11 protein-coding genes are annotated in these 16,686 nt (G+C 39.6%); 6 read left to right on the top strand and 5 right to left on the bottom strand.

What is annotated here, in order from left to right:
* The 4 genes from O0V13_RS06750 to O0V13_RS06735 are packed head-to-tail and all read left to right on the top strand — an operon-like array spanning position 1 to position 6,629.
* Entirely contained in the window at positions 1-2,733 is a 2,733-nt protein-coding gene (locus O0V13_RS06750) for a TonB-dependent receptor (protein WP_268034237.1), read from the top strand.
* Complete coding sequence (locus O0V13_RS06745) at positions 2,733-3,893, top strand: DUF4249 domain-containing protein (RefSeq protein ID WP_268034236.1); 1,161 nt, start codon at positions 2,733-2,735, stop codon at positions 3,891-3,893. Before O0V13_RS06750 ends, O0V13_RS06745 begins: the two co-directional genes overlap by 1 nt.
* Positions 3,890-5,038 carry a DUF4249 domain-containing protein gene (locus O0V13_RS06740; protein WP_268034235.1) on the top strand — a complete coding sequence of 383 codons (1,149 nt, stop codon included), beginning with the start codon at positions 3,890-3,892 and terminating at the stop codon, positions 5,036-5,038. Before O0V13_RS06745 ends, O0V13_RS06740 begins: the two co-directional genes overlap by 4 nt.
* Before the next feature lies 1 nt (position 5,039).
* Positions 5,040-6,629: a hypothetical protein gene (locus tag O0V13_RS06735; RefSeq protein WP_268034234.1), complete on the top strand. Its 1,590-nt coding sequence runs from the start codon at positions 5,040-5,042 to the stop codon at positions 6,627-6,629.
* On the opposite strand, the gene O0V13_RS06730 is transcribed toward O0V13_RS06735, so the two are convergent.
* The 5 genes from O0V13_RS06730 to tilS all read right to left on the bottom strand — a co-directional run bounded on the left by O0V13_RS06730 (position 6,626) and on the right by tilS (position 14,069).
* Positions 6,626-8,290, bottom strand: a complete 1,665-nt coding sequence (locus tag O0V13_RS06730; protein ID WP_268034233.1) for a mechanosensitive ion channel family protein — start codon at positions 8,288-8,290, stop codon at positions 6,626-6,628. The genes O0V13_RS06735 and O0V13_RS06730 overlap by 4 nt on opposite strands.
* A gap of 63 nt (positions 8,291-8,353) precedes the next feature.
* Positions 8,354-11,059: a hypothetical protein gene (locus O0V13_RS06725; RefSeq protein WP_268034232.1), complete on the bottom strand. Its 2,706-nt coding sequence runs from the start codon at positions 11,057-11,059 to the stop codon at positions 8,354-8,356.
* 93 nt (positions 11,060-11,152) lie between these two features.
* Positions 11,153-12,088: a malate dehydrogenase gene (mdh, locus tag O0V13_RS06720; protein WP_268034231.1), complete on the bottom strand. Its 936-nt coding sequence runs from the start codon at positions 12,086-12,088 to the stop codon at positions 11,153-11,155.
* Positions 12,089-12,231: 143 nt separating this feature from the next.
* Complete coding sequence (locus O0V13_RS06715; RefSeq protein WP_268034230.1) at positions 12,232-12,747, bottom strand: Crp/Fnr family transcriptional regulator; 516 nt, start codon at positions 12,745-12,747, stop codon at positions 12,232-12,234.
* Positions 12,747-14,069, bottom strand: a complete 1,323-nt coding sequence (gene tilS, locus O0V13_RS06710; RefSeq protein ID WP_268034229.1) for a tRNA lysidine(34) synthetase TilS — start codon at positions 14,067-14,069, stop codon at positions 12,747-12,749. Before tilS ends, O0V13_RS06715 begins: the two co-directional genes overlap by 1 nt.
* Positions 14,070-14,117: 48 nt before the next feature.
* Between tilS and O0V13_RS06705 the strand changes: the two genes are divergently transcribed.
* Together O0V13_RS06705 and O0V13_RS06700 are read left to right on the top strand one after the other, a co-directional pair.
* The gene (locus O0V13_RS06705) at positions 14,118-15,797 is read left to right on the top strand and encodes an OstA-like protein (protein ID WP_268034228.1); all 1,680 of its coding nucleotides are present in this window, start codon (positions 14,118-14,120) and stop codon (positions 15,795-15,797) included.
* 126 nt (positions 15,798-15,923) lie between these two features.
* Positions 15,924-16,640: a T9SS type A sorting domain-containing protein gene (locus O0V13_RS06700; protein WP_268034227.1), complete on the top strand. Its 717-nt coding sequence runs from the start codon at positions 15,924-15,926 to the stop codon at positions 16,638-16,640.
* Positions 16,641-16,686: the final 46 nt, after the last annotated feature.

Below are 16,686 nucleotides of genomic sequence, written 5' to 3'. Positions count from 1 at the left end.
ATGAAACAATTTTATTTTGTATTTCTTTTTCTATTGATTGGGACAAAATTGTCCTTCTCTCAGGATATTCAAGAGCCTAGGATCAGTGGATTTTTTCCTGGAATATCTTTCCAAAGATTCATGGAAAGGGTGGAGGAAGAGACATCCTACCAATTTTATTTTAAGGCTCAAGATATATCAGATCTTACGGTAAACTTACAAGCCGACAAAAGTAAATTGAGTGATTTGCTGGATGCTATTTTCCTAAAGACTGATTTACACTATTCATTCGGGAATGAAAACAGTGTTTTTATTTCCAAGGGAGAAAAATTACAAACTCAGCTTCCTGATGGATTTTTTAGGAATATTTCTAGGTCTGATACAGATCTAAATGGTCAGGTGGATGAGGCGTTTGTAAGGAATAATCGGTTTGTCATTGGAGAATTGACACCTGGACGGACAAAGGCGAAACTGAGTGGAGTCGTTACAAGCTTAGAAAATGGAGAACCCATTTCCGGTGCTATCGTTTTTGAAAAGATTGATTTTACCCGGTCAGTTTCTGCCCCAGACGGTACATACAGTATTGTTTTGCCGGTAGGGAAACATACTATTTATATCCAAAATCTAGGAGGATATATAGAGCAAAGATTGATTGACCTGAGAGGAGATGGGGAGTTGAATATGAATATTGGGGAAAGTATTTACTCTCTAAGTGAGGTAGTGGTAAACTCCGGCGCGATCAACCATATCAGCAGACCAGAAATGGGAGTTCAGACTTTGTCAGTGACGGAGATGAAAAAGCTTCCTGCGGTATTGGGAGAGGTGGATGTACTCAAGGGGATTTTGGTTCTACCAGGTGTGAATACAGTAGGTGAGGCAAGTGTAGGTTTCAATGTACGAGGTGGAGCGGCCGATCAAAACTTGGTGCTTTATGAAAATTCCACTCTTTTCAATCCTTCCCATTTATTTGGGTTTTTCTCAGCGATCAATGCAGATGCAGTGGAGAGTGTTGATCTTCATAAGGCAGGTATTCCGGCGAGCTATGGAGGAAGGCTCTCTTCTGTATTGCAGGTCAAACCTAAGTTCGGGAGAACTGATAAAATTGGCGGAAGTGGAGGTATAGGCTTGCTGACAAGTAGGCTAAGTTTGGAAGGGCCATTGGGAGAAAACACAACCTTTTTGGTTGCAGGCAGAAGCACTTATTCAGATTGGGTTTTGGATTGGCTGGAGGATAGAGCAGATTTTAATGCCAGTCGGGCCAATTTTTACGATGTCAATTTGAATGTAAGCCATCAATTTGGTGAAAAGGATGTATTTGAGTTTACAGGCTATTTGAGCAAGGATAATTTCCGATTTGATCCTGATACAGTATATGGCTACCAAAACCAGAATTTCGCTGCAAAATGGACCCATTATTTTAATGAGCAGGTTGAGGCAAGCTTTTCGGGAGGTAGAGATTCCTATGATTTTGATATTACGGGAGAGGACAATCCTTTGAATTCCTATCAATTTGGATTCGGTATCGACCAAACCTTTGCTAAGCTTGATATTCGTCAGGATCATGGAGATCAGCATATTTTCAATTATGGAATTCACCTAAACCATATCCGATTGGATCCGGGGAAAATCAGACCTTATGGACCTGAATCCATTGTGATTTCCGATGAAGTTGAAAGAGAACAAGCTCTAGAAACTTCCTTGTATTTCTCTGATGAATTTGAAATTAATGATGAATGGATGGTCAGTGGGGGACTTAGATATAACCTGTACAACTACCTGGGTCCACAGACTACGTTTACCTATCCCGATGGTTCCTCTCATTCCGAACAGGATGTGACAGGTGAGGTGAATCATGAATCTGGTAAGTTTATCAAAACATACCATGGTCCTGAATTCAGGTTTTCTGCTAGATATTCATTGAATAATCAATCTTCTTTAAAAGCTGGAGTGAACTCCATGCGACAGAATATCCACCTATTGAGTAATACTTCTGTCATCTCTCCAACTGATACATGGAAGTTAAGTGATGAGTTTATTCGTCCACAAACCGGAATCCAATATGCTCTAGGATATTTCAGAAACATGGCTTTGAATACCTTAGAATTTTCAGCTGAAGTATATTACAAAACCATGCGAAACCTATTGGACTACAGGAGTGGAGCGACGATTATACTCAACGATGATGTCGAGCAAGATGTCCTAAACACCGATGGAAGAGCCTATGGTCTGGAGTTGTTTTTGAAAAGAAGTAGCGGAAGATTGACAGGGTCTGTTTCCTATACCTATGCCCGATCTTTACTCAGAACCAATCAAGATGAGACGAAAGAAAAGATCAATGATGGAGAGGAGTACTCCAGCAACTTTGATCAACCACATCATGCTGTTTTGATTTTAAATTATGAGGTGAGCAAGAGATTCAATGCCACATTTTCTGGTAATTACAGCACCGGAAGGCCTATAACTTTGCCAGTAAGCAAGTTTGAATACGGAGGAAGTGAACGGGTGTACTTCACTGAAAGAAATGCGCAGCGGGTTCCGGATTATTTGAGGTTGGACTTGTCTATTAATTTAGAAGGAAATCATAAGGTGAGAAAACTCGCACATTCTTCATGGTCATTTGGGGTTTACAATTTGCTCGGTAGAGCCAATCCATATTCAATTTATTTTGTGCCGCAGGGTGGATCTCTTCAAGGATATAAATTATCTATTTTTGGTAGTCAGATTCCGTTCGTAACCTACAATTTCAGGTTCTGATGAAGTTTCTTGGAAATCTAGGAAATACCGCTCTGCTCTCTTTATTGGTGTTTTTGACATCTTGCAGGGAGGAGTTTGTTCCAGATATAGAGGCCCAAGCAACGGGGATTTTAGTGGTGGAAGGTTACTTGGATTCCGAAGGACTTTCGAGCGACTTGAAATTATCCTTTACCTCTTCGATTTCTGATTCTTATGAACCCAGTGCACTTGAAGGTGCATCTATTCAATTGATTTCCGAATCAGGTGAAGCTTACTCTTTTTCTGAAAAAGGGGATGGTATTTACACTTTTCAACAAGATCTGGATGAGGCCAAAATTTATAATTTGAATATTCTACTTCCCAATGGAAATGAATTCTCAAGTGACCCAATTCAACCTATTATTACTCCCCCTATTTTGGAAGCAGGTTTTGTAAGGGATGAAAATGGCGTTGAGATTTTTGTTAATACCCAAGGAGATGAAAATGCCGACGATTTTTTGTGGACCTATGAAGAAACCTGGATTTTGAGGCCAAGGATTAGAAGCCCTTATATTTTTGATAAAGACCTAAATGCGGTCCGAACAAGAACTGAGCAAGAAAGGGTAGATCTTTGCTACCGAACGGTGGAAAGTCCAGATATTTTGCTGGAAACTAGTTCAAGGTTTGAGAATCAAGTCGTGTTCCGTCAAACCATCTCTGAGATCCCAACCAATGATCAAAGACTTGCAGAAAAGTACAGTGTGCTGATTTCCCAAAAAGCATTGGATGCCAAAGCTGTGGAATTTTGGGAGATTTTGAAGAAAAATTCACTCGATTTGGGAACATTCTTTAGTCCTCTTCCTTCTATCATTTCTGGAAATATTCATGCGAAAAATGGTGATTCCAGAGCGGTAGGATATGTGAGTATAGGTGTAGTAAGGCAAGAGAGGATTTTTGTAGAAAACAGTGAGGTTCGTCCTTGGTTTTTTTCTGATCCTGAGTTTGATGATTGTTTCGTTTCTCAAGATGCTCTTACTATTGGTACTGATATTTTCAATAGTACATTCGGCGGTTCTGGTGTCTCTCCTGTTAGAGAGTTGATGCAAGGGACTACGATTGTTGGATACTATTATGCGCCAACTCGGTGCGTGGATTGTACTCTTTATGGGACGAATGAAAAACCTGACTTTTGGATAGAATGAAGGCTGTTTTTTATTTCTTCTTTGTGTTTATCCTAGCGGTGTCCGTATCTGCCTGTCGAGAGATTTATGAGCCAGAGGTGAATCAGCTAGACCAAAGCATTCTTGTGGTGGAAGGATATTTTGATTCAGAAGGATTGAGAAGTGAACTTAGGTTAAGCAGGACATCGAATCTTGGAGCAGAAAATTCACCATCTCCAGTGTTAGGAGCAAAGATTGAATTGATTTCTGATACTGGGGATTCTCACTCCATAGTGGAGGAAGGGGATGGATTATATGTTTTTCAAAAGAATATACCAGAGACAAATACCTATCTGCTTTCAATTCAATTACCAAATGGTCAAGTGGTAGAAAGTGATCCTATTCAACCCATCTTGACTCCTCCCATCCTTGATGCTGGATTTCTAAGAGATGAATCAGGTGTCGAGGTTTACGTCAACACACAAGGGAATGAAAACGCCGACGACTTTTTGTGGACCTATGACGAAACCTGGATTTTTCTTCCAAGAATCCGTTTGACATTTATTTATAAGCCGGACGAAGGAGTTGTGAATAGAAATGATGATGAAAGAATAGATCTTTGCTATAAAACCGAAAAAAACGCAGGAATAATACTGGAAACCAGTTCAAGATTTGAAAATCAGGTTGTGTTTCGACAGACTATCAAAGAATTCGAGGAGGGGGACCCGAGGATGCAATTGCGGTATAGCATTTTGGTTTCTCAGAAAGCAATTCCACAAGAAGCAGTCGAATTTTGGGAAAAGATCAAAAAAAACTCAGAAGATATCGGTAGCGTATTCAGCCCATTACCTTCCTTGATAGGTGGGAATTTACATTATGTGGATGATCAGGAACGGCCGGTAGTCGGACAAATTAGTATTGGAGTGGTTCAGCAAGCAAGGATATTTATAGATCGTGAGGAAATATTGCCTTGGGATATTTCCATTGCTGAATTTGATGATTGCTTTATAGGTATTGATACCATCAGATCGGCCATGTATGAGCAAGTATTCTCTAGTGGTGCAGTGCTGCCTGCAAGAGTCGTTCCTGGACCGATGGGTCCCATCGGATATTACACAGCAGCTAGAAGATGTGCTGATTGTACCCTTTATGCAGATCGAGAAAAACCGGATTTTTGGAAAGATTGATATGAAAAATAAACCTTTAATAATCTTATTTGCCCTTTTTGTTTCATTGGTAAAATTGGCTTCTGCACAAACTTCCAAGGAAGAGATCGAATTTGATCTACCCAAAACTCTGTTTTTTACAGATGAGAAAATATGGATAAGAGCATCTGCAAATACCTCTACAAGTGTATCTGAATCTCAGGTGATTTATGCAGAGCTTTTGGATGAAAAAAGTCGGACTTGGGCATTGGGAAAACTTCCTCTCGAAAATGGAAATGCACTCAATTATTTGAGTTTGAATTCCAAAATTCCTTCAGGGAATTATTTGCTTCGTGTTTTTACCAGGATTTCTGCAAATGATCCAAAGGGTAATGGTATCAAACAAAGGCTGGTTACAATCCTCAATCCAAGTTTGCCTCCTCAATCTACTTCAGAAGGACAGGTGGATTTTAAGTTGATTTCAACACCAAATGACCTGGTGAAATCCTCCTATTCAACAAATCAGGATGTTGAGTTTCAAGTCCTTTCTAATGGGGTTGAGTCTGTCCATATTTCTGTCATGAACCCCTATTTGCAAGGCAATGAAAAGGAGTTGAAGTCAGAGGATATTTATCAGACTATTAAGCCTGAAATATTCATTCCTGAGCTTTTTGGACATATTGTTCATGCAAAATTAAATAGTGGGAATGCGGATACTACGCAAACTTATTTCCTTTCAGCTCATGGTGAGAAATCAGCTTTATTCACCGATAGGCCTGATTTAGAAGGAAATCTCTTTTTTGATTTAGGTGGATTTAGGCATTGGGATCATTTACTGATCCAAGTCGAAGAAGGTACAGCGATCCCTGATTTGGAAATTGTAAGTCCAGGGCCGAAGACTACCTTCAAAGCTAGTTTTTCTATTCCTGAATTAGTGATTCATCCAGAAGATGCAAAATGGCTAGAGGAATTGAAAATGGCCTCGGCGCTGGAGCCTTATTATAATCAGGAATATCGCTTTGATTCGATTCCCGTTGTGACAGGCTTTGTTGCGGATCAATCCTATCTATTGGATGATTATACCCGGTTCGAAACTGTCGAAACTGTGATAAAAGAGTATGTGCCTGGGGTTGCAATCAGAAGGCGTGATAAGTTGAAAGAGTTCCGTTTACTCAATAATCCAGTCAACATCATGTTTGATGGCAATCCCTTGATGATGGTGGACGCCCTTCCTGTATTCAACTCGGATATGCTGGCGAACTTTAATCCAAAGTTTTTCAAAAAGTTAGAGGTTTTGAATAGGGAGTTTTATCTGAACGATAGAACCTATGCAGGAGTCCTCAACTTTTCATCTTACGAAAACAATTTTGGGCTTTTCCCTGTGCCGGATCAAGTCTTGTATTTGGATTATTCAGGAGTCAACCCTTATGTAAGTTTCGAGGGTGAGTTTGCTCAAAAAAATTCAGTGAATCCTAGAAGTCCCGATTTCAGGTCGGTTTTGTATTGGGGAGAAAATGTGCCAAATCGAAAAGTGGAATTTTCTACTTCTAATATGAAAGGGATTTATGAATTGCTTATTCAATTCAAAGACAAAAATAAACCACCAATCAAAGAAGTCTTTCAGGTCGATTAATTTCCTTTTTTACCTAGCTGATTTTGCATAAACTCACCTAACTTCTTTTGATAGTAAGTGGAGTCACTGTTGTAATCGGGAACTAGACTTTGTTTCTCGGGGAATGATTCCATGTGGAGAGTTTGGGTAGGGAAAGCAAACCTTACTCCCAATGTATTTGCCAACTCAACAATTTGAATAAGGATTTCATGTCTAGCTCGTAACTCTTCTGGCCAAGATGGAACTTCAAAAAACACATAGAACATGATGTCCTGACTATAGGCTGAAAGATTGTTGAAATAGACATTGAAATAGTCCTTTCGAGTGTCTGGGTGTGCCAGGACAATTTTACGCAAGCCTATCACAAACTGATCAATCAATTGTGGAGGGGTGTCATAAGTGACTGTAAGGGTGGTGTAAAACCTCCTGTAGTTTCTTAGCCCATGGTTGTCAAGGGTTGCATCAGCGATTTTTCCATTGGGTACGTACATGACAGAGTTTCTGAAAGTCCGAATTCTGGTGGACCTAAAACCAACTTCTTCCACTGTTCCATCAATATCTCCAGATGTGATCCAGTCACCTACCTGAAAGGGTTTGTCAATAAAGATCATGACTGATCCAAAGAAGTTTTTGATCGTGTCTTGAGCCGCCAAAGCGATAGCCACACCACCAATAGAAAGTCCTGTCAAGAATGGAATGATATCGAGATTCAAACCGTCTCTCAGAATAAACAAAGTTCCGATTACAACTACGAATGCCTTGAGGGTTTTCCTAAGTAAAGGAACAAGCTGGTCGTCTAGTGTAGATTCAGTTTTTGTTGCCAAACGCGCAAAATAAACTGCGATCACATTGACTAACTTGTAGAAAATCACAGTAATCAGGAATGGCTTCAACGTGTTGAGAATGATCACAATCCAAGCCCATATCTCTGCAGGTAACTGCAAAACCGGCATAAAAAGAGCTAAGAACAGAACTATCAAATAGATACTTGTAATTCGGGCTACAGGAAGTAGGTAGTTTTCTCCAACTTTTTGATAACCGACTCTTTTGAAAAAGTAGACCAAAACTCTATCTACCAAAAAGGTGAAAAAGAAGTGTGCTAAAAAGACCAAGAAGACCAAAAAGAAAATACCCACAAGTTGCCAAAGATGTAGGCCCAGATACACGTCATTTCCAATCTGGGGCAGAAGGTTTAAAAGTTTCGCAGTACCGTAGGGGTAGGTTTCTTTATGAAGATCATTTATTTGACTGACTGTAAAAGCCGAAAATTTCCATTGGTTACCTCTCTTTTCAAGAAATACGCCTGGGATTTTCTGTTTATCAAAGAAATAAAGCGATTCAGAGCTTCCGGAAGTGCTGTCTTGGTAATTGGGAAGGTTTGGAACAGAGCTAGTCCTGATGATTATGCCTTTTCCCTCAAAAATCTGTTTTAGTTTGATACTTAATTTTTCTCCCTCAGCATCAGACATATCAGTCATGTCTAGCGTTTGGGCTGCTTTTTCAGGATGATAATCGGTTTCTTCCAAGTTATAAAAAAAAGTAAGCGTCGTATGATAAGGCGAGCTGAGGTTAACCTTGGTGCCGACATTTTCAGACTCGGCATTGTCGGCGATTAATTGTGCAAAAGAGACTTCTGCAGAAAAAAATAGAATAGCAAATACGAATAGAAATTGTCTAAACATAAAACCTTTTGGGATTTTGGGTGCAAGTTACTCAATTCAATGAGCAGGGGCAATTCTTTTGGATTAGTCGCTTAGTTGGTAAGTAGTCAACCTGTTTCCGGAGATAGTTCGGATTTGATATTGGCTTTGATTTGGGAAATAACTGATTTCAATTTCCCCATTACTTTCAAGCGGAAGTTGAGTCATCAGGTTCCCTTTTAGGTCATAGAGATAGGAGAACTCTTGAGTCCTGTCTGTAATGACAAAAATCTGTCTTGTAGATCCAAAGTCAAAAAGCTGATAGGATAGCTCGCCATCTGATGCTCTAACTGAGAATAATTCCTTTTCATCTCGATCTAATACATGCACTTGGTTGAATTGGCGAGAAATGTATATGAAATCCATTTCCTTTTGATCCTGCACAACAAGGAACTCGTTGTCCCTGTCTTCTTTGATCAATTGATTTCTATAGGAAATTTCACCTCCAAAATTCACATGTATTACTTCCCCGCTCGATGAAATTCCAGAAAGCTGATATGCTCTGGAGCCATTGCTTCTGTTGAAGACCAATCCACTGGATAATTCATCTGTGACCTGAATCGGAGATCCGCTTTGAGCTTCTCCTCTACGGTTGAAAAGGTATAGTTTTCCGCTTTTGGTGACAGCTCCCATGTAGTCTCCACGACCAGGAACTCTAAAATGAGAAGGGGCCATGATGCTTACTCCTCCAATTGGAAGTGGATTCCATCCATCCAATCTATTTCCGGTCTTATCTAGAAGGTATAAGTTTCCACCACTGGTACTGATAAAATACCTGTACTCCTTGTTGTTGTCATAATCAACAAGATTCAGGTGAGTGATCGATTCTCCCGTAAATGAGAAAGGGTAATTCGGAAGCGGGTTGCCTAATCTATCTATTCCGTAGATCTTATCAGGTGTAGCGATTAAAAGCTGAAGTTTTCCATTTTTGTAATAATCTACTTGAAAGGCATCAGATACTATTGGGCCAGAAAGCTGTTCGCTATAAACTGTTTCCCCGGCAGAATTCACCAAATACATCACATGATTTACATCTTGGATAATCAGATCCTCAGTATTGTCCTGATAATTTGTGATAGCCTTTGGGCCATAAATCAATGCCGCTGGGAAAGTTTCTTGGCTTTCCGCTTTCAAACTTACCGATGATTCCGGTGTGATTTCATTGATTTCTCCTGATTTGAAAGGGAAGCTTAGGCTTGCTTTTGCTTCACTACTTATCTGATTTACCCGGAATGAGATATATGGAAAAGCCTGAAAAGCAGATGCGTATTTTTGTAAAAATGAGCTCCAGGAAGGGTTGGTTTGTTGTGCCCAACTATCCCAAATTTCAGAAGTAAGATAGATTATGGAAAAACCCGAAGAAGGAGTTAATGCGATTTTTGCATCAGGAGCGCGGTTTTCATTTGCCCAGGTATTTTGACTGGCGTGCGCATCCAATATCATTTTCATCCCTTGCTGTGTATTCGTGAAAATGAGCAATTCTTCTGTTTGGGTTACAAAAGTCTGATCAAAGCCGAAAAACTTGCCCTTGAATAAATGAGCTGGAAACTCCTCGTCTCCGATAAAAAGGATCTTGTTTTCACCGTAATAGTCAGAGGTTTCATTTCCTTGCTCGGACAGGTATTTTTCGACCAATTCGATTGACTCCTCTGGAGAAGTTGTTCTGGCAATCAAGGCTAGGTTTTGGTCAGACCCTCCATAGGCTTCCAGGTCAAGAAGGTAAAGTTCTCCGGTAAAGCTGTCTAAAAATCCTTGATCAATTAAGTTTCTTTGAATTTCTGCCAGCAAGGTTGATTTCTGTGGAAAGGCTCGGTTTTCAATGGCTTGAGTCTCGTAAATACTTTGCAAATTATATTGCGTGACTGCTAAAGTAGAATTGGGAATGGCCCTTTCAATAGCATTCAGGTTTGCAGATAACGATGGCGTAAAGTTGACTGAATCCGCCAAGTAAAGAGGTCCTTCAAACGCAATTTCATCCTCCATCAAGTTCAGTTGAAGCCCAACAACTCCTCTTAGGTTTTGTAAGGTCTCAGCAGAAAGATTTTCGCGGTTTTGATGCGTTCCTTTGAGCAGACTTCCCAAGCCTCTTCCGCTTAACCAAAGGACACCTTCATGCCGATCTAGATTATTATCTGTAGGAATCAAATCTCCAAATGTGGGTAGTTCGGGATTGACAAAATTCCGTATGGATTCTTCAATTAGAAAGGATGATTGAGATGCCACCATCACTGATCCCAAAAATGTAAAGCTCCAAGTCCTGTTGTTATTCGAGTCGAAAAATTCGGAAATCGGCTGGCTGGAGTATTGTCTGGTCGTGACTCTTGCTCCAGCTGGTAATTTTTCCGAAAGTTGAGCGAATAAATCTGCACTGCTTCCTTGAGAGGCCTCTAAGGTGAAAAGTAAATCAAATGATTCAGCTCCTGTTGAATGATAGGAGATGGTTAAGGTCTTTCCGTTAAACAGCTGTGTGATTTTTCCAGAATGGTCCGTTAGACTATCTAGGCTTACTAGCTGTTCGGATATTTTTTGAAAAGAAGGGAAGTTTTTGAGAATTCCCCAGGAAGGGTGTTCCACTAATTCATTCCAGATGAGAGCGGACTCATCGGATTCAAGGACAAAGACAGCATCTTGTCCGATTAGATCAAAGTTCTTGACTTGAGAAGTTGAAAAGTAGTTGGTATATGCCCAGTAGCCGGAGGCACCTAGTACAAAAATAGAAATTAGAACCAGTAGACTTTTCCAGATTTTCACTTCAGGGGGTTTGATCTGTTTAAGTTTTAACAAAAATCAGACCCGGAACATCATCTTACTAGATCATATCCCGGGTCTTTAATTTAATATGAATTACTTGGAAAGGTTATCCAATACGGTCATTACTTCTTTCACGTGACCTCTAGAAGTTTCAAGCAATGCTTTTTCTTCTTCGTTCAAGTCCAATTCGATTACTTTCTCGATACCGTTTTTGCCCAAAATAACTGGAACACCTAGGTAGCAATCATCGATTCCATATTCTCCGTCCAATTTGATACAAACAGGGAATACTCTTCTTTGGTTTTTCAAGATAGCTTCTACCATTTGAGCAGCTGCAGATCCCGGAGCATACCATGCGGAAGTACCCATCAATTTAACCAATTCACCACCACCGAACTTGGTTCTTTCGATGATTGCATCCAATTTTTCTTTTTCGATCAATTCAGTCACAGGGATACCAGCTACTGTAGTGTATCGAGGAAGAGGAACCATGGTGTCACCATGTCCACCCATCAAGATTGCTTGGATTTCTTTAGCAGAAACGTTCAATTCAGAAGCCAAGAAAGCTCTGTAACGAGCAGTATCCAAGATTCCAGCCATACCCATTACTTTGGTACGAGGAAGTTTGGAGGACAAATGAGCTTGGTAAGTCATTACATCAAGTGGATTAGAAACCACAATGATGATCGCGTCAGGAGAGTATTTGATTACATTTTCAGTAACAGACTTCACGATACCAGCGTTGGTTTCGATCAAGTCGTCACGAGTCATACCTGGTTTTCTAGGTAGACCAGAAGTAATTACTACTACGTCAGAATTTGCGGTTTTGCTGTAATCATTGGTGCTTCCAACAGTACGAGGGTCATACTGATTGATTGGAGCCTTTTGCCAGATATCAAGGGCTTTGCCTTCGGCAACACCTTCTTTGATATCTACTAATACTATTTCTTCAGCGATTTCGCGATAGGCTAGGACGTCAGCACAAGTTGCGCCTACATTTCCAGCCCCTACAACGGTTACTTTGCTCATGATATTATGATTTATTAATTGATATAGCCTATAAAAAGCGGCGCTAAGTTATTAAACAATGGGAGGAATAGAAACCCTCAGGACAATACTTTGTTATTCGGTTGAGAAATACTTTAAAATTTTGATTTGCTGGGAAATTCAGCTTACTCAAACATCTGCTTAAGACTGAAAAACCCAAAGGATTCCCTGTAGGATTTGAATAAGCGCTGGTTATTGTCATTGTAATATTCAGATAAGGAAGTCATCATTTTTGCCTTGATTTTTGGACTGGAATCAAAAATCTCCTGAATGGCATAATGAGGAATGACAACCAAGTCAGCTTCCTCTGAAGTGATGATTGCGGTATAGGTCCTTTTGGCATTTTCCAAAAGCGAGTTTTCTCCAAAGGCTTCCCCTTTATTGACTTCCAAAATGGATTCAAAATTATCTTTTACATCAATCGTAAGATTCACTTGGCCTCTTTTGACCAAATACAGAGCCTGGCTCGGATCTTTACTGAAAAATACCACTTCGTCACGGTAATACTTCCGTTGATGCATAGCAGGAATGAATCTTGCCATTTCATTGTTTCTTAGCCGCTCAAAAAATTTAATTAACCTCAGGAAATCGAAGGTGTTTTGGTCTTCGGCTGTATAGGTTTTTGAAAAAGGATTCAGCATCAGTTTTTTTGTTTGATGTATAGAGTTTTCCTTGTGGATGCATCCAGTTTTACCCAGTCTGCTATCCTGTAGCCGATTACCCAAGCAATCTTTCCTTCAGATATTAAGACTTTGATTTTTGATTTTTCAGCTACAGATACTTTCAAATCTATCAAAAAGTCAGAGATTTTCTTGCTGTTTTTCATCCCTAGTGGGATAAATTTATCCCCCAATTCCCAACTTCGGATTTCTAAAGGAAAACTGATTTTTTCCAAATCCAACATTGCATTGGTTTTGGATTTATCTATTGGAGCTTTTTCATGAAGCTTCAGGAGCTCATATGTTTTTTCTTCCCAGTTGACTTCTATGTCGTTTTTTTGAATCGTGATGGTTTCGAATATACCTGTCTTCGGAGAGAGAATCAATTCATCTCTATCGATTGTCAATCGAAAATTTCCTGTTTCAAAAACTTTACCTGGATTGTGTGTTTGGCAGGCCTCCAAAATAGATTCAGCTTGATCTGAATTAAAACCAAAAGGTCTTAGCCAATAAAAAAGCAAGGAAGTTGCTCCCGATGTGTTTTTGATGGCGGAAATTTGTAAAAACTGAAAATCGCCATCCACTTTAATCTCTTGGGATTTCCAATTTTCGAATAAAGTTGAGAATGCTTTGGAGGAATCTTTCAGCCTATTGAGGCTTGAAAGTAAGTTCTTTTTGGCATCTGGGGCGGTGTCAAAAAGCTGAGGTAAAGCATCCAGTCTTAGTTTATTCCGCTTGTAATCAGTTTTTTTATTGGAGGAGTCCTCTCTCCATTGGATGCCACTTTCCTTTGCAAACTCTTCAATTTGTTTCCTAGAAAATGGCAACAATGGTCTTATCAAGTGGCCTTTCCGGTCTGCCATTCCGATCAAACCATCCAGCCCCGTTCCTCTTAAAAGGTTCAGGAAAATAGTCTCTATCTGATCATCTTCATGGTGTGCTAAGATGATTCCATTCAACCCGAGTTCTCTCCTTAAATTTTCAAACCAGTCATAGCGAATTTCCCGTGCAGCCATTTGGGTAGAGATCTTTTGATTTTCTGCCACCTGATGTGCATCAGCATCCAAAACTTGATAAGGAATCTCATGATTAACTGCCCAGTTTTTTACAAATTCTTCATCACCATTACTTTCTTCACCCCGAAGGTGGAAGTTTACATGTGCGAGGACAAATGGGATATTGAGTTGATGAAGAAGAGTTGCCAAAACCATGCTGTCGACACCTCCACTACAGGCAAAAAGGTAGGTGGAATTTGAATCAAGAAGAGACTTTTGGCGTATATGCTCTTGAAAAGCTGAGATCATTGATCAAAAATAGCTTTTTCTACTAATTTTGCCCACTTGAATTATCCGATGAAATTTTCTTTACCTCAGTTTTTTCTTTTAGGCCTAGGGCTTTTCTTATCACTATCTGTTTTTGGGCAGAGTGGAAGTGTGCTTGAGATCAATGAGGCCGATTCTCTTTTGGGGGCAAATGGCTTTGAGAGATTATTGGGGAATGTCAAAATGAAGCATCAGACCACGCTAATCAATTGTGACTCAGCGCATTTTTATAGAGCAACCAACATGGCAAAGCTATATGGTAGGGTGTTTATTGAGGATATGGAGGATTCGGTGACCACCAGAAGCGCCTATGCTGAGTATGATGGAAATACGAAATTGGCAAAGCTGAGAACCAATGTGATTTTCGATAACGGAGAGACAAAACTCTATACGGATTTCTTGGATTATAATCGCCCTGCAAATATAGCTACCTATTTCAACGAGGGAAAAGTGGTGGATTCTACCAATGTTTTGACCAGTGAAAAAGGGAAATATGAGGTGAATTTAGAAAAAATAACATTTGAGGATGATGTGGTTTTGGTAAACCCAGACTATACCATGAAAACCAATTTTCTGGTGTATTTGACTATTCCTAAAACAGCAGAGACTCAAGGTTTGACAAACTTGGTTTCGAAGGATGGGAATACGTTAAATGCTCAAAAGGGCAGCTTTTATGATACTCAGAATAAATTGTTTCGATTTTTTGATGGGGTAGTGGATACCGAGACCAGCAGGGTGAAAGCAGAAGAGTTGCTTTACAGGGAACTGGAAGGGTACTATGAAGGCAAAGAAAATATCCGAGTTTACAATAAGGAAAGGGAAGTAGAAATATTTGGAGATGAGGGGAAATACTGGGAAGAGCGAGGCTACAGTTTGGTCTATGGAAATGCTTTGGTGAGAAAGTATTTTGAAAAAGACACCTTGTATTTGGCTGCAGATACTTTGATCTCCCAAGACCATGAGTCTGATTCATTGAAATATCTATTGGCTTTTCATTCGGTTCAAATGGTTAAGTCTGATCTATCAGGTGTCTCTGATTCACTGGCATATAATTACAATGATTCCACCATTCGACTTTTTCAAGATCCAGTTATTTGGAATCAGAATAATCAAATGACAGCTGATTCGATGACTTTTTTCATTCAAAATGAAGAGTTGAGAAGAGTATATATGCAGGAGAATGTCTTTTCTGTCATGACTGATACGCTCGCGAATTTCAATCAAATGAAAGGACGAAAGCTTAATGGGTATTTTGCTGATGGGCAAATTAGTAAACTAGAAATTGAAGGGAATGGAGAGTCTTTATACTATGCTTTAGAAGGAGATACTTTAACCCAAGGGATCAACCGAACTTTGTCGGCAACTATTCAAATGGACTTTAAAGAAGGCGCTATTAAGAAAGTCAAGTACGACGTCAAGCCTGATGGAAAGTTTATTCCGTTTCAATTGGTAGATGAGGAAAGTTCAAGACTAGAAGGTTTTCAATGGCGAATCGAAGAAAAACCTTCTATGGAGACAATTTTTGCTTGGAGAATGGTCGAAGAAATTGACCCTGATGAAAAAAACTTGTTCGATGAACCAGATGCGGAAATCTTGATGCCAACTGATGAAGAAATCAGAAAGTCACTAGAAAAACGGGGTTTATTACCAAAAAAACCTCTGTTGAGGCCGATTAAGAAGGATGGAAATCTCCCCAACGAAAAATATTAGAAAAAATTTTATGATGGTTAACAACAATTAACCGGATTTTTTCTCCTTAAGACTACCCAAGACGTATTTTTGTGCGTATATTAAATGCAGTTAAACAACTGACTAGCGTATCGATAAAAACTTTACATGAAGACATTTCTCAAATTTTTTGCATGGCTGATGCTTGCGTTTCCAATGATTTCGGAAGCGCAACAGGTGCGTGTGTTGAGTGAAAGTCTCGATTTTATTGGTGATATCGGTTCCACTCATCGTAAAACTGTCATCCTTCAAAACGAATCTGATCAGCCCAAAACCTATTTCTTGAAAAATCTTTCAGGAAATTTAGGCTCTTCTCAGCAAATGAAAATTTGTGTCGGAGATCAGTGCTACGATGCCAAAAGAGATTTGGCAAAAATCAAACTAAGCTTAAACCCCGGAGAAATCTTGACCGATCTATATTTGGATTTGGACATGGGGATCGCTGAGACCAGAGGTAGTTTTGATTTGGTATTTGTCAATGAAAGTAATTTGCGTGAGGCTTTTGTAGTGGAAGCGCAATACAATGTCAGCAATCCAAACAAAAAAGTGAATGATTTTGATTATGAATCGATTTCACTCTCGGATGTCTATCCAAATCCAAGCAACAGGGTAGCTCAGTTTGACTATAAGATTAAAAAGCAGGGGGCTCAGGCCAAAATCGCAATTAACAGTTTTATTGGAAATCCAGTGGCGGAATATACCTTGGATCCAGATAGAGCTTCACTCGTGATTAACGTGTCTGATTTGAATCCCGGAGTTTATTTCTACACGCTTTTTGTGGACAATAAAAATATTGTGACCAAAAAACTCGTTGTGAAGAAGTAAAAGTCACCTCACTCTATCCATTTGAATACCAATTAATATCCCGTAT

The organism is Algoriphagus sp. PAP.12 (assembly GCF_026652115.1).
Taxonomy (GTDB): domain Bacteria; phylum Bacteroidota; class Bacteroidia; order Cytophagales; family Cyclobacteriaceae; genus Algoriphagus.
Note: the sequence above shows the minus strand (reverse complement) of the source record. Positions and strands in the feature narration are given on the sequence as shown.

Bases quoted from the DNA above. Each gene is read 5' to 3' on its own strand.
- O0V13_RS06730 (WP_268034233.1), bottom strand. From the start codon at position 8,290: ATGTTTAGACAATTTCTATTCGTATTTGCTATTCTATTTTTTTCTGCA.
- O0V13_RS06740 (WP_268034235.1), top strand. From the start codon at position 3,890: ATGAAGGCTGTTTTTTATTTCTTCTTTGTGTTTATCCTAGCGGTGTCC.
- O0V13_RS06735 (WP_268034234.1), top strand. From the start codon at position 5,040: ATGAAAAATAAACCTTTAATAATCTTATTTGCCCTTTTTGTTTCATTG.
- O0V13_RS06745 (WP_268034236.1), top strand. From the start codon at position 2,733: ATGAAGTTTCTTGGAAATCTAGGAAATACCGCTCTGCTCTCTTTATTG.
- O0V13_RS06750 (WP_268034237.1), top strand. From the start codon at position 1: ATGAAACAATTTTATTTTGTATTTCTTTTTCTATTGATTGGGACAAAA.
- O0V13_RS06715 (WP_268034230.1), bottom strand. From the start codon at position 12,747: ATGCTGAATCCTTTTTCAAAAACCTATACAGCCGAAGACCAAAACACC.
- tilS (WP_268034229.1), bottom strand. From the start codon at position 14,069: ATGATCTCAGCTTTTCAAGAGCATATACGCCAAAAGTCTCTTCTTGAT.
- mdh (WP_268034231.1), bottom strand. From the start codon at position 12,088: ATGAGCAAAGTAACCGTTGTAGGGGCTGGAAATGTAGGCGCAACTTGT.
- O0V13_RS06705 (WP_268034228.1), top strand. From the start codon at position 14,118: ATGAAATTTTCTTTACCTCAGTTTTTTCTTTTAGGCCTAGGGCTTTTC.
- O0V13_RS06700 (WP_268034227.1), top strand. From the start codon at position 15,924: ATGAAGACATTTCTCAAATTTTTTGCATGGCTGATGCTTGCGTTTCCA.